The organism is Mesorhizobium sp. M0019 (genome assembly GCF_040323975.1).
In the GTDB taxonomy this organism is placed as follows: Bacteria; Pseudomonadota; Alphaproteobacteria; order Rhizobiales; family Rhizobiaceae; genus Mesorhizobium.
This window is the reverse complement of the sequence record NZ_JAMYVK010000022.1, coordinates 46229-68091: the sequence shown is the minus strand read 5'-3', so window position 1 is coordinate 68091 and position 21863 is coordinate 46229. Positions and strand designations below refer to the sequence as shown.

The 21863-nt window shown below is 59.5% G+C and carries 18 protein-coding genes, 1 tRNA gene and 3 pseudogenes; 5 read left to right on the top strand and 17 right to left on the bottom strand.

Annotation, left to right across the window (positions count from 1 at the left end; all coding sequences use genetic code 11):
* Positions 1 to 48 precede the first annotated feature (48 nt).
* Both NKK47_RS17520 and NKK47_RS17515 read right to left on the bottom strand, forming a co-directional pair.
* Positions 49 to 564, bottom strand: coding sequence for a TIGR00645 family protein (locus NKK47_RS17520; RefSeq protein ID WP_023678280.1), 516 nt, complete (start codon positions 562 to 564; stop codon positions 49 to 51).
* 239 nt (positions 565 to 803) lie between these two features.
* Complete coding sequence (locus tag NKK47_RS17515) at positions 804 to 2888, bottom strand: OmpA family protein (protein ID WP_352577732.1); 2085 nt, start codon at positions 2886 to 2888, stop codon at positions 804 to 806.
* A 235-nt stretch (positions 2889 to 3123) separates the two neighbouring features.
* Between NKK47_RS17515 and NKK47_RS17510 the strand changes: the two genes are divergently transcribed.
* Together NKK47_RS17510 and NKK47_RS17505 are read left to right on the top strand one after the other, a co-directional pair.
* Positions 3124 to 3570 (top strand): YcgN family cysteine cluster protein, encoded by a 447-nt coding sequence (locus tag NKK47_RS17510; protein WP_023678278.1) that lies wholly within the window; start codon positions 3124 to 3126, stop codon positions 3568 to 3570.
* Between the two features lie 242 nt (positions 3571 to 3812).
* Entirely contained in the window at positions 3813 to 4172 is a 360-nt protein-coding gene (locus NKK47_RS17505; protein ID WP_023678277.1) for a hypothetical protein, read from the top strand.
* Between the two features lie 126 nt (positions 4173 to 4298).
* Here NKK47_RS17505 and NKK47_RS17500 read toward each other — a convergent pair whose 3' ends face one another.
* Positions 4299 to 5009: an SIMPL domain-containing protein gene (locus NKK47_RS17500; protein WP_023678276.1), complete on the bottom strand. Its 711-nt coding sequence runs from the start codon at positions 5007 to 5009 to the stop codon at positions 4299 to 4301.
* 184 nt (positions 5010 to 5193) lie between these two features.
* On the opposite strand from NKK47_RS17500, the gene NKK47_RS17495 reads away from it, so the two are divergent.
* Positions 5194 to 5269 (top strand) — tRNA-Ile (locus NKK47_RS17495).
* 24 nt (positions 5270 to 5293) lie between these two features.
* On the opposite strand, the gene NKK47_RS17490 is transcribed toward NKK47_RS17495, so the two are convergent.
* The 4 genes from NKK47_RS17490 to NKK47_RS17475 all read right to left on the bottom strand — a co-directional run bounded on the left by NKK47_RS17490 (position 5294) and on the right by NKK47_RS17475 (position 11430).
* Positions 5294 to 6508 (bottom strand): tyrosine-type recombinase/integrase, encoded by a 1215-nt coding sequence (locus NKK47_RS17490; protein WP_352577724.1) that lies wholly within the window; start codon positions 6506 to 6508, stop codon positions 5294 to 5296.
* A 670-nt stretch (positions 6509 to 7178) separates the two neighbouring features.
* Positions 7179 to 8492: an HlyD family type I secretion periplasmic adaptor subunit gene (locus NKK47_RS17485; protein ID WP_352577723.1), complete on the bottom strand. Its 1314-nt coding sequence runs from the start codon at positions 8490 to 8492 to the stop codon at positions 7179 to 7181.
* Positions 8467 to 10242, bottom strand: coding sequence for a type I secretion system permease/ATPase (locus NKK47_RS17480; RefSeq protein WP_352577731.1), 1776 nt, complete (start codon positions 10240 to 10242; stop codon positions 8467 to 8469). Before NKK47_RS17480 ends, NKK47_RS17485 begins: the two co-directional genes overlap by 26 nt.
* A gap of 396 nt (positions 10243 to 10638) precedes the next feature.
* Complete coding sequence (locus NKK47_RS17475) at positions 10639 to 11430, bottom strand: calcium-binding protein (RefSeq protein WP_352577722.1); 792 nt, start codon at positions 11428 to 11430, stop codon at positions 10639 to 10641.
* 434 nt (positions 11431 to 11864) lie between these two features.
* Here NKK47_RS17475 and NKK47_RS17470 point away from each other — a divergent pair.
* A pseudogene (locus tag NKK47_RS17470) lies at positions 11865 to 12245 on the top strand (transposase domain-containing protein); the annotation flags it as partial.
* Between the two features lie 77 nt (positions 12246 to 12322).
* Here NKK47_RS17470 and NKK47_RS17465 read toward each other — a convergent pair.
* From NKK47_RS17465 to NKK47_RS17425, 9 genes and pseudogenes are all read right to left on the bottom strand, one after another.
* Positions 12323 to 12589: pseudogene (locus tag NKK47_RS17465) on the bottom strand (hypothetical protein); the annotation flags it as partial.
* A 31-nt stretch (positions 12590 to 12620) separates the two neighbouring features.
* Entirely contained in the window at positions 12621 to 13571 is a 951-nt protein-coding gene (locus tag NKK47_RS17460; protein WP_352577721.1) for a LysR family transcriptional regulator, read from the bottom strand.
* A 67-nt stretch (positions 13572 to 13638) separates the two neighbouring features.
* Entirely contained in the window at positions 13639 to 14427 is a 789-nt protein-coding gene (locus NKK47_RS17455; protein ID WP_352516374.1) for an ABC transporter permease, read from the bottom strand.
* A gap of 3 nt (positions 14428 to 14430) precedes the next feature.
* Positions 14431 to 15342, bottom strand: coding sequence for a nodulation factor ABC transporter ATP-binding protein NodI (gene nodI, locus NKK47_RS17450; protein WP_023719311.1), 912 nt, complete (start codon positions 15340 to 15342; stop codon positions 14431 to 14433).
* Positions 15343 to 15397: 55 nt separating this feature from the next.
* Positions 15398 to 15631 (bottom strand): annotated as a pseudogene (locus NKK47_RS17445) (carbamoyltransferase N-terminal domain-containing protein); the annotation flags it as partial.
* Between the two features lie 35 nt (positions 15632 to 15666).
* Positions 15667 to 16263 carry a nodulation methyltransferase NodS gene (gene nodS, locus NKK47_RS17440; RefSeq protein WP_352523407.1) on the bottom strand — a complete coding sequence of 199 codons (597 nt, stop codon included), beginning with the start codon at positions 16261 to 16263 and terminating at the stop codon, positions 15667 to 15669.
* An 80-nt stretch (positions 16264 to 16343) separates the two neighbouring features.
* Entirely contained in the window at positions 16344 to 17669 is a 1326-nt protein-coding gene (gene nodC / locus NKK47_RS17435; protein WP_352466667.1) for a chitooligosaccharide synthase NodC, read from the bottom strand.
* A 14-nt stretch (positions 17670 to 17683) separates the two neighbouring features.
* Positions 17684 to 18343 (bottom strand): chitooligosaccharide deacetylase NodB, encoded by a 660-nt coding sequence (gene nodB / locus NKK47_RS17430; RefSeq protein WP_352577720.1) that lies wholly within the window; start codon positions 18341 to 18343, stop codon positions 17684 to 17686.
* Complete coding sequence (locus NKK47_RS17425; protein WP_352577719.1) at positions 18340 to 18933, bottom strand: NodA family N-acyltransferase; 594 nt, start codon at positions 18931 to 18933, stop codon at positions 18340 to 18342. Before NKK47_RS17425 ends, nodB begins: the two co-directional genes overlap by 4 nt.
* Before the next feature lie 266 nt (positions 18934 to 19199).
* Here NKK47_RS17425 and NKK47_RS17420 point away from each other — a divergent pair, with 266 nt between their 5' ends.
* Entirely contained in the window at positions 19200 to 20129 is a 930-nt protein-coding gene (locus NKK47_RS17420; RefSeq protein WP_352523371.1) for a LysR family transcriptional regulator, read from the top strand.
* 581 nt (positions 20130 to 20710) lie between these two features.
* On the opposite strand, the gene NKK47_RS17415 is transcribed toward NKK47_RS17420, so the two are convergent.
* Entirely contained in the window at positions 20711 to 21742 is a 1032-nt protein-coding gene (locus NKK47_RS17415; RefSeq protein ID WP_352577718.1) for a LacI family DNA-binding transcriptional regulator, read from the bottom strand.
* Positions 21743 to 21863: the final 121 nt, after the last annotated feature.

Below are 21863 nucleotides of genomic sequence, written 5' to 3'. Positions count from 1 at the left end.
GTATCTCGCTACAGAAGTATCTCTCAAAAGACCGGCACAGACGCGTGCTCACTCCTCGGCTTTCTTGGCTTTGCCAAGACCCATCAGCCGGTCGATATAGGCAAGCATCAGTGCCGACAGAACGAAGGCCAGATGAATGATGGTCAGCCACATCAGCTGGTCGGTCGTGTAGGAGACCGAGTTCAGGAACACCTGCAAGAGGTGGATCGAGGAGATCGCTACGATTGTCGAGGCGACCTTGACCTTCAGCGAGCCGACATCGATCGTGCCCAGCCAATGCACCTTGCCGTCATTTTCATCGAAGCGGCTGACGAAGTTTTCGTAACCCGAGATGATCACCATCACCACCAGTGAGGCGACCAGCGCGGCATCGATGAGGCCGAGTATTTTCAGGATGGTGTCGGTGTCATCGAGCGTGAAGGCGACGGAGACGAACTCGAACAGCTTCTTGCCGAAGGACACGGCATAGATGGCAAGTGCCGCACCCAGTCCGAGATAGAAGGCGACCAGCAGCCAGCGCGAGGCGAGAATGATCGATTCGATGGCGAGTTCGAGGCGCTTCATGCGGCGATTCGGGCTCCGTTGTCGGAGTGCCGTATTTCGGGCAGGCTGCGGCGGTTTGCAAGGTTGCAAAAAAACGAAACCCCGCCGGGGAGGGGAACCGGCGGGGCTCGTGTGTCCCGCTGGAGTCGGGACAGGGCAGGGAACGCCCTTTCCAGAATCTGGGATGGGTAACCGCGCGTTTCAAGATTGATGACCGCGCGATTCAATGGTTGATCAAATCGCGCGGTTCACATTGCGGTTTATTGGGCGCTGGCCACCGGCGCTACCAGGGGGGTAATCCGGCGGATGGCGACGCGGCGGTTCTCGCGGTTGGGTCCCGACGTGTTGACCTTGAGATACTCCTCGCCATAGCCCTGCGTCGTCAGGTTCTCCGGCGGGATGCCAAAGGCGTTGGTCAAGGCTTCGGCGACCGCCTCGGCGCGGCGGTCGGACAGAGCAAGGTTCGCTTCCGGTGTGCCGACAGCGTCGGTATGGCCCTCGATCAGGAAGCTCTCGGCCGGGTTTTTCTTCAGCAGCTTGTCCATGGCGTTGGCAACACCCTCCAGCTTCTGGACCTCGGTGTCGGAAATCGAGGCCGAACCGAATTCGAAGTTGAGCGTGTCGAGGTCGATGCGGCGGGCGATGTCGCGCACGCGGGCCGAGCGCTTGACCTCGTCGATCGAATAGAGGCGCTGGACCCTCTCGACCGGCGGCCGTTCGAGGAAGGTGTAGTAGTCGTCCGGATCCTCGACCTCTTCGGAATCCAGAATGTATTCCTCTTGCGGGATGGTAAGGCGCATCGGCGGCAGGTCGTCGCCCGGGTCGCGCCAGTCTGCATCATCGTCATAGTTCCGCTCGTCGACATAGCTCAGCACATATTCGCGGCCGTCGGGCGCGATGCGTGAACGCTGGATGACGTCGCCGTAGCGGTTGCGGATGGTGACGATCCGGACACCATTGTCACGCTCGACGATTTCCCGGGTGCGATCGCCCGACAGGTCCTCATAATAGACATTCCTGGCGCCGCGGTGCATGCGCGGTGCATCGCTGCTTTCCACGAACGTCTGGTTGTTGAACTGGAGGATGACGCGGTCGCCGAATTCCCTGACGACGTTGGCGCCCTGGGGGCGCGGACGGCGGCGAACATCCTCGATGTCCGGCGCACGCTCGACGCGCTTGCCTTTTTCCTCGGTCACCGGAACGATCTTTTCAGGCTTGATCTCCCGCTGGGCTGCCCGGTCGTCGGTGGGTGGCGGCCCCTGATCGACCGGAGCCGGCTTCGGGGGTTCGACCTGGTTCTCGCCCTGCTGGGCGGGCTGGTTGCCCTGCTGCTTACCGGCATTTTGGCCGCGCTCCTTGCCACCCTTGCGCTTGCGCAAGACATCCTTCTGGCTGTCCAGAACAGGTGCCTCGTTCGGATTGGCCTGGGCTTCACCCTGGACCGGATTTTCACCCTGGACAGGCGCGGCCTGGCCAGTCGAAGGCTGTTCGCCGGTCGAGGGCTGTTGCTCTCCTGTCACCGGCTGTTCGCCGACAGGCCTCTTGCCACGTTTCTTGATCTTGTCCTGGGGCTGTTCGCCCTGGACGGGAGCGGCCTGCTGCTCGGTCGGAGCCGGTTGGGCCTGTGGGGTCGCTTCCTTATTGGTCGGCGCCGGCTGGCCTTCCGCCTCCGTGGCGGGTCCGGTCAATTCAGCAGGCTTCTTGCGCTTGCCCGGCTTTTGTCCGGGCTCGACAGTCGGAGCCTGTTCTGCCGGGGCAGCCTCGATCTGCTGGTTCTGTTTTTGCTTCTTCTTGCGCGGATTGACGTTGGGCTGGTTGTCGTTTGCCGGCGCTGCCTGCTCGGCCGGTTGTTCCGATGGGGCCGCTTCGATCTGCTGCCGATTGCGCCGCTTCTTGCGGGGTTGCTCGGACTCGGCCGGAGCGATCTGCTCGGCCGGAGCGGATTCCGTTTGCTGCTGTTGGTTGCGCCGCTTCTTGCGGGGTTGCTCGGTCTCGGCCGGAGCGATCTGCTCGGCCGGAGCGGATTCTGTTTGCTGCTGCTGATTGCGCCGCTTCTTGCGGGGTTGCTCGGACTCGGCTGGAGCCGCCTGCTCGGCCGGAGCGGATTCCGTTTGCTGCTGCTGGTCGCGCTTCTTCTTTCTGGGCTGCTCTGCCTGCTGGCTATGCGCGCAGGCCTCCGCCGACTCGCCCTCGGCGCAACTCGATTGCACTGGGATGAGCGGCGCCGCGGTACGTTGCACGGGGCTGAATGCGGCATTGCCTTGCAGCGGGAACGCGCCTAACGGCGCGGACGCCATCAACAGGCCAAGCGCCGTGCCTGCCAGAATCCGTGGTTGGCGTTTCATCATAAACACTCCTTGTGGCGTCCCATCCCTGCCCAAACATTCAGCAACCATGTTTGGTTCCTGTTTGTAGGTTCTAGCTGTGGCACAGGGCGATTGACCGGCGTTTTGAAGGCGACTTCATGTCATTCGTATGGTCCTGGCGCATGTTCCGGCGTATTGTCCCGGCGTATCGTTCGGACGAGGGTGCACGGTTGCCGTGCTTGACCTTGAAGCGTCCGAGGGCCACATGCCGACGATGGAAAAGCCATTCTGGAAGACCAAGACGCTCGAGGCGATGACCCCGGCCGAGTGGGAATCACTCTGCGACGGCTGCGGCAAATGCTGCCTGTCCAAACTCGAAGACGAGGACACCGGAGAGATCTACTGGACCAGCGTCGGCTGCCGGCTGTTCGACGCTGGAAGCTGCCGCTGCTCCGACTATGCCAACCGGCTGGCGCGTGTTCCGGATTGCGTCGGGCTGACGCCGCAGAATGTGCGCACCATCAGCTGGCTGCCCAAGACTTGCGCTTACCGGCTGGTGGCCGAGGGCCGCGATCTCTATTGGTGGCACAGGCTGGTGTCGGGAAGCGACGAGACCGTGCACGAGGCCGGCATCTCGATGCGCGGCCGGGTCAGCGCCAGCGAGACCGACCTTGCCGAGCCGGACGACTATTTCGACCATATGCTCGCGGACGAGCCTTAGGATTTTACCGCGAAATCGAGAATCCGGAACCGACGGCAAAACGGACGTTGTCCATCCACCATGCCCACCCTATGCAGCACCGCCGTCCATAACACCGGTTCCAGAAGCGAGAGACTATTCCGGTTCTGCCTCATGAACTGGAGATGAACGGCCGGTTCGCAAAAAATTCAGACAGACGGGTGCATTCTCCTCCCATCGGTTCGACGAAAACGTGTGGAAACCCTCAACAAGGAGAGAAGACAATGTTCAACACCATCAAGACGGCGGCTCTTTCGGCTCTTGTCGGCCTTGGCACGCTTGCTGCCATCCCCGCTCATGCTGACAGCATCTATCTCGGCTTCGGCAACAACCAGGATCCGCGCGTCGGCGTCTATACCGGCGACGAAGATGATGGTTACTATCGCGAACACCGCCGTCATGGCGGCTGGCGCCGGTCCTGTTCGCCGGAGCGTGCCATCGACAAGGCCGAACGCATGGGCCTGCACCGCGCCCGCATCATCGACATCAACCGCCGCACGGTCAAGGTCGCCGGCCGCCAGTATGGCGACCGCGTCGTGATCGTATTCGCCAACGAGCGCGGCTGTCCGATCATCTATCGCTAAGGTCTTCGGGCCTGCGGCCGGCTGACTTGCAGCCGGTAGAGTAGCGGAGCCCTTTCCGCCAGGAAGCGCGGCTCAAAAAACCCCGGAGGATCGATCCTCCGGGGTTTTTCATGCTGCAAGCGATGATCATTTCAATTCGAAAGTCACCGTCACCTGTGCGGTATAGGAATTTTCGCCGGCTTGCACCGGGACCGACGCACCGGCGGCATCGAATGCCTTGGCGTTGATCGGCATCGGCGGTGGTGCGAAATTCTGGTCGGTGATTTCCAGGACCCGGCCGATGCCGACGCCGGCCGCTTCGGCCAGCGTCTTGGCCTTGGCCATGGCATTGGCGACGGCCTTCTTGCGCGCCTCGGTGACGGCTGCCGCCGGATCGTCGTTGGAGAAGGAGATGCCGCCGCCCTGGTTGACGCCGAGCGACACCGCCTTATCGAGAATGTCGCCGGTCTTGTCGATGTCTCGGATGCGCACCGAAAGCGTGTTGGTCACCTGGTAGGCGACAAGCTCGGCCTCCTGGCTGCCGTCGGGCTTGTTGGTGTAGTTATAGCGCGGATTGATCTGGATGCCCGCGGTCTGCAGGTCGCGCTCCTTGATGCCGGACGATTTCATGGCAGCGATCACTGCGGCCATGGCGTCGTTATTGGCATCGAGCGCTGCACGTGCCGTCTTGGCTTCGCGCATGACGCTGAGCGTCAGCAGAGCCAGATCGGGTGCTATCGCCGCCTCGCCTTCACCGGTGACGACGATACGCGGCGGCGGTGGCGAATCGGCGGCGGCCGCGATCGCCGGAAATGCGATTGCGGCGGCAATCGCCAGGGGCAAAATACGTCTGGTCATGAAATCTCCTCGATCTGGGATCCCAAGACAGCCGAGTGTTGGCCGGCGTCCAATGGGCGACGTGCAATAGGTTATCAATATGGGCTGATTTGGGCGATCTCTGCCAGCCCCCTTGGAACGCCTGCTCGGAAAGGCCTCGGAAAGCCTTGTGCGGTTCAGGGAAAAACACTAATCCAGCGCCGTGGGGCCTGTAGCTCAATGGTTAGAGCCGGCGGCTCATAACCGCTTGGTTGGGGGTTCGAGTCCCTCCGGGCCCACCATGACCATTGACAGCTATTGTTAAATCACGATTTTTTCGCCGTAATTGTCCCACCTAATTCCACCCCGGCGGAAAGTGGGACAATTTTGTTCTCTTTTCGATCGATAAGCAGCAGGTATTTCGCCGCTCTCGCTACCTTCCGGCGGCGCGCTTTCTTGATGTAGTGGTCGGGCTGCTGGTACGTAGTCCACCCATATATCGCCTTCAGCTGCTCGTGCGTCGCGCCGTTCTCCGCGGCGATCGTCGCGCCGGCCTTCCGAATTCCATGAGCACTGCAGTGCGGCAGCTCAGCTTGGTCACACCACTGGCGCATCTTGTTGCCTAGACCGTTCTCCGAGAACGGGCGACCATATTCATTGACCAGGAATGTCATCTGGTCGGAGGGCGTGTGCTCAAGTTCCGCCTCTAGTTCGGGCAGAAGCGGCAGCTCTACCAACACCGCATCCTTGTTACGACTGGTCTTCCCAGGCTTGATTCTGATCCACTTCTCCCACTGCTCGGTCTCCTCGTTGTAGACGAGCGTGATGTGCTGTCGACCGAAGATCGCGACGTCGGACAAGCGCAGGCCAGTAAACATGAAGATCGAGAGCGCACGTCTGGCTGCGGTACCCAGCGGATGCCGCTTCTCATATTGAACGATCTCCGACACGTCCCAGGGGTGCCAGCCGTCGCCGCTCTTCAGCCGTCTGATGCCGCGGGCGGGATTGGAGTCGACGCCCGGAATCTCTGTGTCCTTTGCCCACTCAAACATCGCACTGATGGCTTTTACGATATTGTTTGCGGCGCCAAGGGCGTCGAGCCTTGTGTCCCTGATCTCCTTTACATGAGACCGTTTCATACCGGCGAATGGCAGTGATCCCTTGGTAGGATACTGAGGATCCGGCTCACCTTCGAGGGGATGAGGTAATTCGCATACGCGCTCCAGAATTGCTCGTCGGCGCGCCATAGTGTCTTGGGTGATTTCCGTGCCGCCCCGACGGTAATACTCCTGGCAAAGCCACAGTAACGTGCCTTTCTTCGCTGGCTCGGAAGGCTTGGGGAGGCGCCGGCAAATCTCGGGAAGAGTGCCGGGCCGAACATAAGTGACCTCGGCGCGCGCGCAGCGCAGTTCCTCGAGGAACTCGTCGCTGCCGGTCGGTTCACGGAGCCGGACCTTCTTCCGACCCGGTGCGCGAAAATAGTACCGATCATTGCCGTGGCGATCAGTGTCCTTCACTACGCCCTTAAGATCGATTTTCACGGGCTCATCCGTCATGTTCGTGGTTTTCGATCCCAAGGATTGTCTAGTGGCGGCGAATCTTCGTCAAGCTTTGGTGCTCCTCCGATTTGGCGGTGAGGGAGCTTTCGAAACGCCAATACAAGTTCCTCGACGTCCCAAACAATGCGCCCCTTGCTCGGCATTCGTGGCTGCGGCATCCGGCCGTCCTGGACCATTTCATCAAAGGTCGTTGAGCTTACGCCGATGAACGTCGCAGCCTGCTCGCGATTGATTCCTAGCGGCGGGAGCGAGGGCGGCAAGACGGTCGGGGTGCGTAGCATCGGTTTAGCGCGTTGAAAGCGCGTCTTTAACGCCTGCCTGTCTTCCTATGCACCTGTCCGAATATTGCAGACGCTCAATCATTTCCTGGCCCTGTGCTTGCAGGCTCACCCTAGGTCTCCAGACCTAGGGTCGCTCAAGACACCGGACTCTTTTCCAGCCTTTGTGTACGATGATGGGTATCTTAATGCGCTCGAGGCCAAGAACTGAATGGGCGGCGACTTGGAAGGGCAAAATGACCGCGGAACCACGAATCTGAGTCAGAGGCGGAATCCAACTGAGGAACGTATGGTTGTGTTTTCAGACGGTTATGATTCTCATGCATGCGTAACAACCAACAAGAATACCAACAAAATATTTCTGTGGATCACTTTCATTCCTCATGGAATGCGCGACTGATTTGGTCCGACAGCGGCTTCACAAAATAAGAAAGCGCCGTACGCTCGCCCGTCTGGATCATCGCTTCGGCCGGCATGCCGGGCACGAGCGTCAGGTCCTTGAGCTTCGTCAGTTCCACATGCGGAACCGACAGACGCACCAGGTAATACGAAACGCCGTTTTTTTCGTCCGTCGCCAGATCGGCTGCGATCCGGCTGACATATCCGTTCAATACCGGCGTGGTCCTCAGATTGAAGGCTGACATCCGCAGCACGGCCTTGTGACCAAGCTGGATTTGGTCGATGTCCTTCGGGGTGATTCGTGCTTCAAGCGCAAGATCGTCGCCTTCCGGCACGATTAGCATAATCGGATCGGCGGGCGTGATCACTCCTCCGACCGTATGAACTGCGAGTTGTTGAATGGCGCCTGACTGCGGCGCGACAATATCGATCCGTCGCAGTTCCTGTTCAGCCGCCACCTTGCGCTCAACATACTCCCCAACCTGCGCCTGAACCTCTCTGAGCTCCTGGCCGACTTCCGTCTTGAAATCCGGATCGATCTGCAGGATCTGCAGGCGCGTTTCGGCTATGCGGGCTGCCGTCTGTGCCTGATGTGCAATCTTCTCACCGCGTTCGCCGCCGAAAGTGGCAACCTGCGTCTTCAGACTGTTCAAGCGTTGGTCCGAGACAATGCCTTGGTCGCGCAGCCCACTCAGGGCAGCAATTTCCTTTTGGAGGATCTCGGTGCTTTTCTCACAAGCAATTTCCTGCGCCTTGAGTCCCTCGATCTCGTGCTCATATTGAGTGATGCGTTCCGCTAGCTGCGCCTGCCTTCCGTCGCGGGATTGTCTGCGGAATTCGAACAGCCGCGTCTCGCCATGTACTGCCGAAGCTACGTCCGGAACATCTCTGCGGGCGAGCAGCCAGTCCGGGAAGGCGATCTCCGCCAGATCGTCACGCTCAGCTTCGAGTCGTGCCAGGTTGGCGGCCAGCTCATCGAGCCGCTTGGTGACTACAGCGAGATTGGCGCGCGTCTGGGTGGCGTCGAGCCGCATGAGGATGTCGCCGGCTTTTACTTTATCACCTTCGCTCACCAGGATTTCTCCCACCACCCCACCGGTCGGGTGCTGCACCTTCTTCACATAGGAATCGACGACAAAGTGTCCGGACGCGACAACCGCACCGGAGAGATTCGTGAAGGCCGCCCAGGCTCCGGCTCCTCCAACAAAGATCACGCTCGCCAGAAGGCCCGCCACCAGGTGCCGGCGAATGGAGCTGGAAACGTCATTGTTCTGATGAATGCCGGACACCGGGTTCCTCCATGTCAGCGCGCGCTCCCACGTTATCCTGTGTAGACTCGATGGCCTTGACGCCAGCGCCTGGTGCCATCGCCCCCCTCTTCAAGACTTTGGAAAGCGCTTCATCACGCGCACCGAATGCTCGCTGCCGTCCACCTTCCATCACCAACACCAAATCCACGGCGCGGATGGCGCTCGGCCGATGGGCGACGACAACCGCAATGCCCTTGCGCCCGCGCACGGAGGCGATCGCCTTGACGACCGCAGCCTCGCCTTCCGCATCGAGATTGGCATTGGGTTCATCCAGCACAACAAGGAAAGGGTCTCGATAAAGAGCACGGGCAAGACCGATACGCTGGCGCTGCCCGGCGGAAAGTGCCGATCCGGCCTCACCAATCGGAGTTTCGTAGCCGTGCTCAAATCGGAGGATCAGTTCGTGCGTGCCCGCTGCTTTCGCCGCGGTGACAATAGCCTCAGGGTCAGGATTATCTTCAAAACGAGCGATGTTTTCGGCAATGGTGCCGTCGAACAGTTCAACACCTTGCGGCAAATAGCCGATATGACGGCCTAGCGCTTCCCGGTCCCATTGATCGAGGCTTGCGCTGTCGATGCGAACCTTTCCGGCGACCGGCGCCCATGCGCCGACGATGGCGCGCGAGAGTGTCGACTTGCCCGAACCCGATGCACCGATGATCCCGAGTGCGCTTCCCGCCTGAACGGCAAACGCAAGGCCGGTCACGGTCGGCTCCCTTTCACCGGGCGGAACGATTGTCACGCCTTCGAGGCGGAGTTCGCGTTCAGGTGCAGGCATAGGCATAACAGGAGCGGTTTCAGGAACCTTTTCCAAGAGGTCCTCCAGCCGCGCCCAACCCTGGCGCGCCATGAGGAAGGATTTCCAGCTTGAAATGGCCAGATCGACCGGAGCCAGCGCACGCCCCATCATGATCGAACTGGCAATCATGACCCCGGCCGTAGCCTCCTGTCTGATGACAAGGTACGCGCCGACGGCAAGAATGGCCGATTGCAGCAGCACGCGCAGCGACTTTGAAATGGCACCCAGCCCACCTGCCACGTCCCCGGCTTTCCGGCTGGCGGCCAGATACTTGGCATTGGCCGTGTGCCATCGGGCAGCGATCCGCCTTCCGAGACCGAGAGCTTGCACGACCTCGGCATTGCAACGCGCTGCTTGCAGTAGACCATTTCGTGCCATGTTGTGGGCAATGGTATCGCGTATCGGTTGTTGCGAGAGAGTGTTGGCAAGAAGTGTCAGAGATGTGAGACCGATCGCCCCGATAAGGGCCGTCATGCCGACCCAGAAATGAAAGAGGAAGCAAATGGCAAGATAAAGCAGCATCCATGGCAGATCGAAGAACGCTGTCGGACCGTTTCCACCTAAGAATCCGCGAATATTGTCGAGATCGCGAAGCGGCTGCAAGCCGTCGCCCGGCATGCGCCTTAAAAGCGGAAGGCGAACGATCGCATCGTGAACGCGTCCGGAAAACTGTTCATCGAAACGCTCGCCAATCCGCAGCAGCACGCGGGCGCGCAAAACGTCGAGCAGGCATTGGAACGCATAAAGCCCTGCAGCAAGCACGACGAGCCCCACTAGCGTCGATACGCTGCCACTTGCCAGAACGCGGTCGTAGACCTGAAGCATGAACAGCGGCGAGATCAGCGCAAGCACGTTGACCACGCCGCTGATCAACAGAATTCCCCAAATAGCGGAACTCAGAGGGAAAGGTCTCAAAGCTGAATTCTTCAAGGAATGGTTACTCACGTAGGTCTCCGTGAGGATCTGGCGACCCAGCTCCCTATATTGCTCCCCGAGCGGCAACCGACTGCATCCGCGCGCTGATTCAGGATCAGTGCTCCCGCCGAATGTGTTTGGTTTGGCATCTAATGGAGCGGGTCAACAACAACACCGTCCGGCTGAAGGTTTGGAAGGGCAACGTCATCGTGGCCGGCCGCAAGGGCCCGAACAGGCTTCCGCCTCCACGCCTTCAGGGAGATTTCGGTGTACGACCAGCGCGACGTGCAGGGCTTCGTCAAGCTGTACACGCTGCGACTGCTCCCGGGCGCCCCGGCCCATCGCAAGTAGCGGAAACGGAAAGCGCCCGCCCCCGGGGGGCGGGGCGCTGTTCCGTATGGGTTTTCTGGATCAAACGAAGGTGAAGTCCGACGCGGTCAGGCCTAGGTCGGCCACGGTGACCACACCGCCCAGGTGGACGAATTCATGCGCGCTGTTGTCGGCGGTGACATAGGCCAGAGTTGCGACTCTGTCGGTGTAGCTGCTTTGGTAGACAATGATGTCGCCGGCGTGCTCGCCGGAGATCGCACTCGCGGCTTCAGAAGCAGAGTTGAAAGATTCGCCAGTGATTACCACGACGTGTTCGCCGTTCGCACCTGAGGCCGCACCACTGTAGAAGCTGCTCACCGGGTAGCCGGACTGTATGCTGGCGTTGTTGACGAAGTTCGCGCCAAAACCGTCATTGTAGAGGCCCACCGCATCGAAGGCGAACTTGTCCTCCGCTGGGTTGAAATCGGTGATAGTGGAAATGTCCGACTTCGACCCGACAACCCCAGGCACCGGATTGTGGAACTGGAACACGAACGTGTCACTGTCGGTGCCCCCGGTCAACGTGTCCTGGCCGTCACCCACGTAGAGGACATCCTGGCCGGGACCGCCGCTGAGCCTGTCATTGTCCTCACCGGAGACGCGCGGGTTGAAGCGGCCGTTGTCGCCGGAGAGATCGTCCCAGCCATCTCCGCCGAAGATGCGGTCGTTACCCTTGCCGCCGATGAGTCGGTCACTATCCGGGCCACCCGAGATCTCGTCGTTGCCGCCACGACCGTCAATCCAGTCACCGCCCTGGAAACCCTCCATCCAATCGTCAAGCTCGGTGCCCATGAGTGTTTCGGCACCCGGGCCACCCTTGATAATGTTTGCCATCGAAAAATACTCCTAATGATGCACCCTGCCTGACGCGTTCATATTGCTCATCGGATAATTAGAGAAATCGATTGCTTGGATAGACACACATTTACGAAATGGATGCACTCACGTTCGCTTCCTTCTGCTGAGCAGTTGCGGGCTCGCAGGCGGCGGAGACGCTGGTCGCCGATGCAATCGATGAAGATTCGACACTCAAACCGGGACTAGGACGAACTTCGTAACGGGGCCGTCCTGGTTGGGCCCCAAACTTCTCTCTGTTTGCTCGACGCCGGCATACCCGCACCGTGAGCGCTGGACGAGGACAAGTTCCGCTGGCGGAGAACGGCGTGATCGGCTTGCCGCGCCGAAACTGATGGCGCTCGTCGAAGGCATGGACTGGACACGCGTTCGAGCCGAACGGCGACGGCGTCCGGCCGGAAGGCGGTGGCGAAGTGACTCAGGCGCAAAAGGCGGGCTTCAGGCCGTGCACAATAAGCTTCTGTCGGCGTCATGACGAGAAGCGCTTCGGCCCGTCCCCACGAAATCGATATGCTCAAGGCGATGTTCGTCGCCATGGCGGCGGAGAAGGCCGAACTCCAACAACTCCGGAGCGAAACACTCAAGGCCGAGATCGTCCGGATGGCGATACTCAACGAGCCTGCCCAGGAGCGGATCGCCGACCTTTATGGGATCGTCAAGCAGCTGGAGCGCGCCGCTTCGGTCGCAGCTCCGAGAAGCTCGAACGTGACCAGCAGGCCTTCGCCTTCGACGAAATCCAGACCGGGCTCGGCGCGATTGAGTCCGAGCTCGAGGCCGCAAGACCGACAGGCGAGCCGCGACGTGCTGCGCGACCGCGCAAGGCGTTCCCGGCGCATCTGGAGCGGGTCGAGATCGTCATCCAGCCCGAGCCATGGGGGAAGAAGCGCTCCCGCAGCCAATCGTCCAGTCCGTCAAACGCGGTCGGCCGCACAGGCTTGCGAAACGGAACAGTCCCGCCCTCCCTTAGATACCGAGGCACCGTGTTGCGCGCGCACCCGAATTCTTTCGCCCGTCGGTTCATTCCCCAACCAAGCTCATGCAGCCGCAGCATCGCTGCCACCTCTTCATGCTGAAGGATCTGCTCTCCCTGCATCGTTCTCGACAATGCAGGAATCGCCCAATCCCAATCGCCATCCATGCCTCCTCTCATAACCGAGGGAGTCAGTTGCTCAATTCGGCCGACAACTGAGACGTCCGGTGCTCTTAGGCGGGGTAATCATACGAGATGCCTCCTGCAACATCATTTCCCGCATCCATAGGCTTGCCGGATCATTATTGTGAAGCGCAGGCCATTGGACGGCCTCCGTGAATGCGGCAGGAAGTGGCGGCGGAAGTTCGACAATCCGCAGGGGTATTAATTTTGCGAAATGCTGCGCCAGCCGTAAGGGCATTGTCCCGATGCGGTTGGTGCCTGATAGAAGGGGCGGGATCATGCTAAAGCCCTGTACGACGACCTCGATACGTCTCTCGAAACCGTTCTCGAGCAAATACCATTCCTCGATGGAGGGCTGCCGGGTGTCCCCGAATTTAAGCACAACCTGCCCCATCGACAAGTATCGGTCGAATGTAAGTGGCTCTGACAGCTGCTTGTTCGTGCCGCAGCCTACGCATACGAGTATATCTTCGAACAGGGCTGCGCGAGGATGTTTCGACATGAACACTTCCGGCATAATCAGAAAATCAACGTCGCCGCGCCGGAGAAGCTCCTCGGGGTCGTCGGAAATAGGCAGACATTCGAAGCGGACGGCGGGAGCTTCCCGCGCAGCACGCTTTACGATCTTCTTAAAAAATACGAGTGTGAGGTAATCGGAAAGGATGATGCGGAAGCGACGATCCGATCGGGCCGGGTTAAAGGCGTCCCAGGAAATTATCGATAGCTGGATGTGCAGCAATGCTTCCCGGACTGCTGTGGCGAGCCCCTCCGCGCGCGGTGTCAAAATGAGTTCGCGGCCGTTCATCGTAAATAGCTCATCGCTGAAATAGGCGCGTAACCGACCGACGGCGGCGCTCATGGCCGGCTGACTCAGGTTAATACTGCGGGCCGCGGCGGTGACTTTACGCTCCCTTATCAAAGCGTCCAGCACAACGAGGAGATTTAGATCGAGTCCCTTAAAACGCATCTATTGACCTATCCGACGCGTGGATGGGTATCGCCAAAACAATCAATTTTACGAATGGTGAGTAGCGTCAACGCATCAGCCGACGACGAAATAGAGCAACCGACAGGAAGAACGGTAAAACCGTGTATATGCAAAGCGCGCCGATATGCAGGCCCATGCTGCCGGCCGGACGGCCAAGCATCGCCGGACGAATGAGGTCAATTGCATGTGCGAGCGGCAACAAGGAGGCGACGTCCTGAAAAGCGCCGGGCAATTGGTTGACCGGAAACATCGCGCCGCAAAGGAACAGCATGGGTGTTATAACAAGCGTATTATAAAATATGAAATATTCATAACTGGGCGCAAGCGCCGTGACGACCATCGCTAGACTCGCGAAGGCGAGGCCACTGAGAGCGATGACTGGCAGCAAGCAGAGGATGGATGGCCACGATGCGTAGCCGAGCGTGGTGGCAACAATAGTGATTGCTGTGCCCGCCATCAGGGCCTTGGTGGCTGCCCACGCCAATTCGCCGAGTAAGATATCGCCGAGCGTCAGCTGAGTGCATAGCATTGCTTCCCAGGTGCGCTGGTGGTCCATGCGGCCGAAACTCCCGTAAACCGTTTCAGCGGTCGCCGATGCCATCGCGCTTGTGGCAACCATGCCAGCCGCGAGAAACGCAATGTACGAAGTGCCATCAACAGGACCTATCATTGTTCCGATGCCAAAGCCGAGACCGAACAGATAGATCATCGGATCGGCGAGGTTGCCGAGAACCGATGCAAGCCCGATTTTCTTCCATCCAAGATAGTTGCGGCGCCAAACCGCGACCCAATTCCACGCATTGGCGGGCATGCCCGCCGCATAACGTTCGCCCATTGTTCAGTCCTCCATCTCGCGCCCGGTTAGCCGCAAAAACACATCCTCGAGATTGGGGGGACGCTGCAGAAGGCGTAGACCCGCGCGCCCGCGTAGCTGCACCAGCACCTGCTCCGGATCGGGTGCATAGCAAAAAAGCGTCTCACCGCTCACCTCGATGCGCTGTGCGTACGGCCGGATCAGCGCACCCAGTTCATGCGGATTGCCGCCGTAGACCTCGACCACGTCACAGCCGATCTGCTCGTCAATGAGTGCGGACGGGCGGCCTTCGGCGATCTTGCGCCCCTCCTCCATAACGCACAGCCGATCGCACAGCCGCTCGGCCTCTTCCATGAAATGGGTAGTCAAAAGAATAGTCTTGCCCCGCGCCAGCAGCGATCGCAGCCGTTCCCAGATCAGGTGGCGGGCCTGCGGATCGAGGCCGGTGGTCGGCTCGTCCATCACCAGCAAGTGCGGGTCATTGATCAGCGCACGCGCGAGCGTCAGGCGCCGCTTCATGCCGCCGGACAGTTCGGCGACGCGCGCATCCGCTTTGTTCTCGAGGCGGGCGAACTCAAGCAGCGACGGTATAACCGCTTCGATCTGGCGTCTGCTCATCCGGAAGTAGCGCCCGAACACCAACAGGTTCTCGCGTACAGTGAACGCGGTATCAAGATTGTCGAACTGCGGGACCACGCCGATGCGCATACGTGCCAAACGCGCGCGCGCCGGCACTGGAGCGCCGAGCACAGTAATCTTCCCCGCATCAGGCGATGTCATGCCGAGGACCATACGCGCAATTGTGCTTTTGCCCGCACCGTTCGGTCCCAAGAGCCCGAAGCATTCCCCCGCTGCAACGCGGAACGACAGTCTGTCGACAACGAGCTTGTCATAAGTTTTGCTTACGTCAGTAAGATCGATCGCTACCATGGACATGGGTTCATTTTACCGAGAGGGTCGCCAAGACTGGCGGTTGCTTGGTTGCCTGCCCGACCTGAAACTGTGACTCGTCTTCGCCATCCCAGCCGTCGATAACGAATTGATCGACATCACAAGGATTTAGCCCCTGTTCCGCCAAAGCGGCGACAATTGCGTCGAGATTATCGATGGTTTGGTAACGCGGATTGTTGTGCCGCTTTTCCTGCTCAACGCAGAAGACGAGCCGTCCATCCTCGACAAGGGCGATCGCCCCGTCATGGGTCAGCTTGATACCACAGATGCGCATAGTGTCTCCACGTTAACGGCGATAAATTCGATTCATCAGGAAGCGGAAAGCGGGTTCCGGAAACGGACGAGCAAGCAGTGTTCGTTAGCCGACTCGCCCCGACACTCAAGACGCTCTACCTCGATCAACGTTTCGTTCAGCATGGCGATGACCGGCTCAGCACCAGCGGCGTGACCCCAGCGACGGCGATTAGCATCCCTTGCCGATCCGAAGATCAGATGCCCGCCTGGCGCAAGCACCCGCACCAGGTTTTTGACGGCCGCGCGCATCTCGGCTATGTCTTCGAGGTAGTATAGGACCTCCGCCACAACGATCAGGTCAAACAACTGGTCGGTCGAAAACTGTTGAACATCGGAGACTATCCAGTTGATGCGCGACGGCTCCTTTATCCGTTGACGTGCTCGAGCAATCGCTTGCGCCACGACATCGATGACGGTGAGCCCTTGGCAGTAGGGAGCTAGTTTTTCCGTGAATGCGCCGGCAGCGCACCCGACTTCGAGGGCATTTGTAATGGAGCCTTGGGCAAGCGCCAGCTGGAGCATTTGCGTGTGGCGCTCCCGCTCGAACGGATTGCCGTCGAGGCGCCACGGATCGTCTGCGGCCAATTCCCGATCGAGCAACTGATGATTCATGTTCTGGGTCAAACTCGTCCACCTCTCGTCCACCTAGGTAATTAGCGATCACTCGTCGCCGCAGATGTTGCTCGACAGCGCTAATCCCGAAGAATCCGCGCAAGATTGAGCCTGCGAAGCGGAGCCGCATGCGGTGAGAATTCTGCCCTGCTTGATCCAGTGATCGGAGTTTGGGTGGGGGCCTGTTTTCCCCCAGTGTTCGATGTAGCGACAGCAGAGCTTCGCGACAGCCAATCGCTATTGCTCAATGTACACAGCGCGTAGGCCTTCAAGGGAAGTAAGAGAAAGATGTTGATGAACGTGTGCAGGGAAAAGCCCAGAAATCGAAACTGTCGAGCACGAAATGCTACCACGCTGCATCGGAGCATGGTCATGGACACAATCATCAGTCCTGTCCACCAAGGCACAGTGCCTGTCAGTGCGAAATGTGCGAGGCCCGTTAGTACCGATAGGGCGAGGAGTAGCGGCCCGAGATTCTGTCCGACCACGTCCAACGTGAGATAGCTATTGAGGCCGGGCAGCAAGCGCAGCCCAAGCAGCGTGTCCCGGAATGTGCTTCGTGCCCAACGGAGTTGTTGGCGCAGATACGGTCCGAGTCTGTTCGGAACGACTGTGGCCGCGATGGCGCCCGGAACGTACTCGGTTCGAAAGCCTGCTTTCAGCATGAGGATAGTGAGATGGCGATCCTCCCCGAAGTCGCTTGGCTTGCCCCGAAAAAATTGCGACTCGTACTGGTCCAGTAACAAAAGGAGCGCAGACCGGCGGTACATGGCACATGGGCCGCAACAGCACATAACGGCACCGAAGCGAGCCTGTGCCGCGCGCTCCTCGTTGCAAGCCAGCCAGTACTCCATGTCTATCAGCCTTGTCAGCCAGCTCTCGCTCCGGTTACTGGCAATCAACTGACCCATGACTGCGCCGACCGCTGGATCTCGCATCTTCGGTACAAGCTTGGTGATGACGTCGGACGCGAGTATCGTGTCTGAATCAACGTTAAGCACCAAATCCCCGGATGAGCGGCGTATCGCGGCGATCTGCGCCTTGCGCTTTCCAACATTCTCGGGAAGCAAAATGATGTCGAACCTAGGGTCGCGCGCGTAGGTTTCGTGGACAGTTCCTACGGCTTCGCGATTTCCAGAACCGTCATCAACCACATAGACCCGAAGTCTTCCGGCGTATTCTTGGTCTGCAATGGACGCCAGGCACTCTGAAAGCGTGCGCGGATCCTCGTTGAAGCAGGGGACGATGACATCCACGCTGGGCAGTTGATCGGAGCCGACGAGATCCTCCAACGCCGATGAGTCGTTTGTCGGCAGAGCATAAATCCCCTGCATGCTCTTATAAGCAGTCGAGAGCAGTGCATAAAGCGAAATGGCCACAGTGCTGGTTGTACCAAGAAGAGTCATGGGATCTCGTTTGTTCAGTGATGTTGAGGAAGTGAGCGGATTACAAATCCGCGCTCATGAAGTGCTGGAATCAGCCGGGACAGCGCCGTGACCGTCTGGTCGCGCAGACCGGCGTGAGCGCCCTGGCTCAACTCGCCGGGAGGGCATCCGTCGTGCAAGAGTACGATTGCGCCCGGCCGGACAGAGGCGAGCACGGTATCGATAATCGCGTCGACCCCAGGGCGAGACCAATCTCGAGGGTCGACGGACCAATGGAGGGCCGTCAGCCCGGCGATCTGTGACGCTGTGAAGACTTCTTCGCTCCAGGCCCCGTAGGGCGCGCGAATATAGCGCACCGAGGCCGGAGGGCACGCCCTCATGATGGCGCCGTTCGCTTCAAAGATCTCACGTTGCACTTCGCCGAAGCCGCATTTGTACAGATCCGGATGAGTCATCGTGTGGTTGCCTAGCTCGTGCCCTTCTGCAAACATTCGTTGGATTAGATCCGGGTGCTCTAAGGCGTAGGCGCCGATGACGAAGAAAGTCGCCGGCACCCGCTGCTCTGCCAACACATCCAGAATCTCCGGTGTGAAAAGTGGATTGGGACCGTCGTCAAACGTCAGATAAACGCTGCGACGGCCGGTGCCGTCAGAGCACTCACGGCGCACTTCGTACAAGCAATCGGGACGGCTCATAGCTCTGGTCCGTTCCGATCGATCATCGTGCCCGTGGGCCATTCGCTGATCGGCCGTCCAACTGGCAGAACAATGGTGAGTGCGTCATCGATGCGTGTGGGCGGCAGGTCGAGGCGCGCCTCTGGTCGGGTGGAGCGCACGCGAATTCCCGACAAAACGGCCAAAGGGCTGTATCGCCGCCCGAACCTCTCAACATGATTCCGCAGCGCGTCCCGGACCGTTCCGAAAGCGAATGGAACGCCAAGCTCCTGCAGTATTGGAAGCATGACATGGATTGAATGGGCGATTCCGAGACCATCAAGGTCCGGACGTACCCCGTACAGGCCCAGCTCAGCCACCAACAGGTCGACCGCGTCAACCTTGATGAAACGGCGCAGTACGCCCATGTGAGCCGCTACACCGCTTGAATCATAGGCGATTGCGCGGAGTTCAGGCCTGGCTCCGGCCCAGCTTCGACTACCCACGAACGGTTCTGCGTTGGACGCCCCAGTCGGCCCGTAGGTATCACGAAAGAACTCGGCGAGCTCAACGTGATCGGAGAGCTGCAACTCGTTTTCCCAGCACAATTTCCACTGCACCTGAGGGCGCATTCAGGACCTCTCTTCAAAATAGTTTCTTGCGGGCCGCATTACCCGGCCAAAGCGGCGGCGTTGTTGGCTGCACTCAACCGTTGTCGTTAGCGAAGGTGAGCCAGCCGGTGGGGCTCGCCAATGAGCTCTCTCGATGTTCCCGCCCGTGTCGGCGCCGTCGATTTGAGCTTGACGTCGGTCATTTACGTTCCTCTAATGCATGGTTCGTAAATTCGTAAAATTGATTGTTTAGATGATGCCCATCCACACGCTGGATAGATCAGGATATGCGGTTTAAGGGGCTGGATCTGAATCTCCTCGTTGTGCTGGACGCTCTGATCAGGGAGCGTAAAGTCACTGCCGCGGCCAACAGTATTAATCTGAGCCAGCCGGCCATGAGCGCCGCCGTCGCTCGGTTACGCGCCTACTTCAGCAATGAGCTATTTACGATGAACGGCCGCGAGCTCATTTTGACACCGCGCGCGGAGGGGCTTGCCCCAGCAGTCCGGGACGCATTGCTGCACATCCAGCTATCGATTATTTCCTCCGACGCCTTTAACCCAGCCCAATCGGATCGTCTCTTCCGAATCATGCTTTCCGATTACCTCACGCTCGTGCTTTTTAAGGGGATCGTAGAGCGTACTGCGCGGGAAGCTCCCGCCGTCCGCTTCGAATGTCTGCCTATTTGCGACGACCCCGAGGAGCTTCTCCGGCGCGGCGACGTTGATTTTCTGATTATGCCGGAAGTGTTCATGTCGAAACATCCTCGCGCAGCCCTGTTCGAAGATATGCTCGTATGCGTAGGCTGCGGCACGAACAAGCAGCTGTCAGAGCCACTTACATTCGAGCGATACTTGTCGATGGGGCATGTCGTGCTCAAATTCAGGCACACCCGGCAGCCCACCATGGAGGAGTGGTATTTGCTCGAGCACGGTTTCGAGAGACGTATCGAGGTCGTCGTACAGGGCTTTAGCCTGATCGCGCCCGTCCTATCAGGCACCAACCGCATCGGGACCATGCCCTTACGGCTGGCGCAGCATTTCGCAAAAACAACACCCCTGCGGATTGTCGGACTTCCGCCGCCACTTCCTCATCCCGCATTCACGGAGGCCGTCCAATGGCCTGCGCTTCACAATACTGATCCGGCAAGCCTGTGGATGCGGGAAATGATGTTGCAGGAGGCATCTCGCCTGGCGCCATTGCTTGAAAGCTATTGAGCGTCTCGGGCTTCCTGGAGGCGGTCGCGATCGCGTAGGAGCGGTTGCCATTCGGGCGTCAGGCCTTTGGCTCGGCAGAGCGGCGCAGTTCCTTGCTGAGTACGAGGGCCAGGAACGAGCAGAACACATGCCCGGGTTGGTGCTGAGTTGACTGCCGCCTCCGATTTCGCGTGCGAAGTCCCAGAAGATGTTTAGCCCCACTCAAATGCCAACTTTGCCGGCCTTGCCGCGGCTTTTCACGCGCGGCCAGGCGAGGAGATGCCGGTCGACGAGGTCAATCCCAATGGACTGTGCCGGCCTCGCTCGGCTACTGGCGTGAGGCATCCTTGACGACACCGCCCTGCACCGACAACGTCGAGATGTTGGCAATGAAGCCGGTCGCGATTGACGCTGCGGATGTAGGGAATTTACCTCGCGCTTCCGCCTGAACGCGTGGCCGATCCGTTCACCCAATTGGCGCTTCATCCTGGGCCGCGGCTGAGGCCTGTGGGGTGCGGCTACCCCGCGTGGATGGGATCATCAATCAACTTTCTCTCATTTATGAAAGGAAACTTCCCCGCTTACGATAGAAGCCATCAGTTTCATATATTTTCCGGCAGATGAATGTCGAACGGCAGAAATGTCTGTCCTGGTGTTTCAGCAGTGCCGGTCTCGATAGCCCGCATCATCAGCGTTATCAGCTCCTGGGAAAGCCGGCGCATTGGCGTGGCGACCGCCATCGTGATGATGTTATCAGCGAGTGCCGCCCGAGATTCCGGCGTGATTTCATTCACGATCGCGACGAGATCGCGACTTTTACCCTCTTCCCGGACCGCGGAGATGGCGCCCTCCATGCCGCCCCCGGCGACATAGAAGCCGACGAGCTCGGGTTCCCGCTGCATGAGATCAAGCGTTGCCTCGTAGGTGATCTGCCGTTTCTCCAGGTTCACAAGCGGATCGAGCACCTCGAACGTCGGCGCGTTCTCACGGCAATAGGAGCGAAAGCCGACGTCACGGAGCTCGTGCCCCTGGAAACGATGGCTACCGACAAACACCGCCACCTTGCCGGGCCGTTTTGCGACCTTGGACACCATCCAAGCGGCCGTGCGCCCCACCTTGCGGTTGTTGAGGCCGATATAGCCCTGTCGCACGCCGGCGGCGAAGTCGGAAAGCAGCGAGAAAACTGGAATGCCTTTGGCCTTGAGGTCCTCAACCGCTGCTGTAATTTTTGGGTGGTCCGGTGCCACCATCGCGATCGCATGGCAGCGTGCGCCCAAATCCTTGAGCGGTGCGATTAGGTCGCTCGGCATATGTGACGGGGCGAATTGGATGAGCGGAATGCCGTGGAAGGACTGGGCCAAATTGACCGACGCTTCGACCTCGCGCGCAAAGTCTTGGTAGAAATGCTGGGCCGGTTTTCTCAAGATGAAGCCCAGACGGTAGCACGGTAGGTCTCGCCGAAAGCGCTGCTTGATGAGCCCGGCAGCATGATAGCCGATCGCGTGGGCGGCGTCGTGGACCCGCCGCGCGGTCTCCTCGCGCACCGGATGGCGGGCGTTCAGAACCCGATCGACCGTTGCTACGCTGACTTGGGCTTCGCGGGCGAGATCGGCAATTGTGGGGCGCTTGGTCATGGGTCCTATTCTGATTGGTTTTTGACGCAGGCTGGCTCTCTGTCACCTAGCGCGATTCGACAATGGTTTCGGGTGGGCAAAAGTGAAGACGCCCGCATACTGAATGATCGACAGCGTATTG

Coding starts and splice junctions, on each gene's coding strand:
- NKK47_RS17520 (WP_023678280.1), bottom strand. CDS start 564: ATGAAGCGCCTCGAACTCGCCATCGAATCGATCATTCTCGCCTCGCGC.
- NKK47_RS17515 (WP_352577732.1), bottom strand. CDS start 2,888: ATGAAACGCCAACCACGGATTCTGGCAGGCACGGCGCTTGGCCTGTTG.
- NKK47_RS17510 (WP_023678278.1), top strand. CDS start 3,124: ATGGAAAAGCCATTCTGGAAGACCAAGACGCTCGAGGCGATGACCCCG.
- NKK47_RS17505 (WP_023678277.1), top strand. CDS start 3,813: ATGTTCAACACCATCAAGACGGCGGCTCTTTCGGCTCTTGTCGGCCTT.
- NKK47_RS17500 (WP_023678276.1), bottom strand. CDS start 5,009: ATGACCAGACGTATTTTGCCCCTGGCGATTGCCGCCGCAATCGCATTT.
- NKK47_RS17475 (WP_352577722.1), bottom strand. CDS start 11,430: ATGGCAAACATTATCAAGGGTGGCCCGGGTGCCGAAACACTCATGGGC.
- NKK47_RS17460 (WP_352577721.1), bottom strand. CDS start 13,571: ATGCGTTTTAAGGGACTCGATCTAAATCTCCTCGTTGTGCTGGACGCT.
- NKK47_RS17455 (WP_352516374.1), bottom strand. CDS start 14,427: ATGGGCGAACGTTATGCGGCGGGCATGCCCGCCAATGCGTGGAATTGG.
- nodI (WP_023719311.1), bottom strand. CDS start 15,342: ATGTCCATGGTAGCGATCGATCTTACTGACGTAAGCAAAACTTATGAC.
- nodS (WP_352523407.1), bottom strand. CDS start 16,263: ATGAATCATCAGTTGCTCGATCGGGAATTGGCCGCAGACGATCCGTGG.
- nodC (WP_352466667.1), bottom strand. CDS start 17,669: ATGACTCTTCTTGGTACAACCAGCACTGTGGCCATTTCGCTTTATGCA.
- nodB (WP_352577720.1), bottom strand. CDS start 18,343: ATGAGCCGTCCCGATTGCTTGTACGAAGTGCGCCGTGAGTGCTCTGAC.
- NKK47_RS17425 (WP_352577719.1), bottom strand. CDS start 18,933: ATGCGCCCTCAGGTGCAGTGGAAATTGTGCTGGGAAAACGAGTTGCAG.
- NKK47_RS17420 (WP_352523371.1), top strand. CDS start 19,200: ATGCGGTTTAAGGGGCTGGATCTGAATCTCCTCGTTGTGCTGGACGCT.
- NKK47_RS17415 (WP_352577718.1), bottom strand. CDS start 21,742: ATGACCAAGCGCCCCACAATTGCCGATCTCGCCCGCGAAGCCCAAGTC.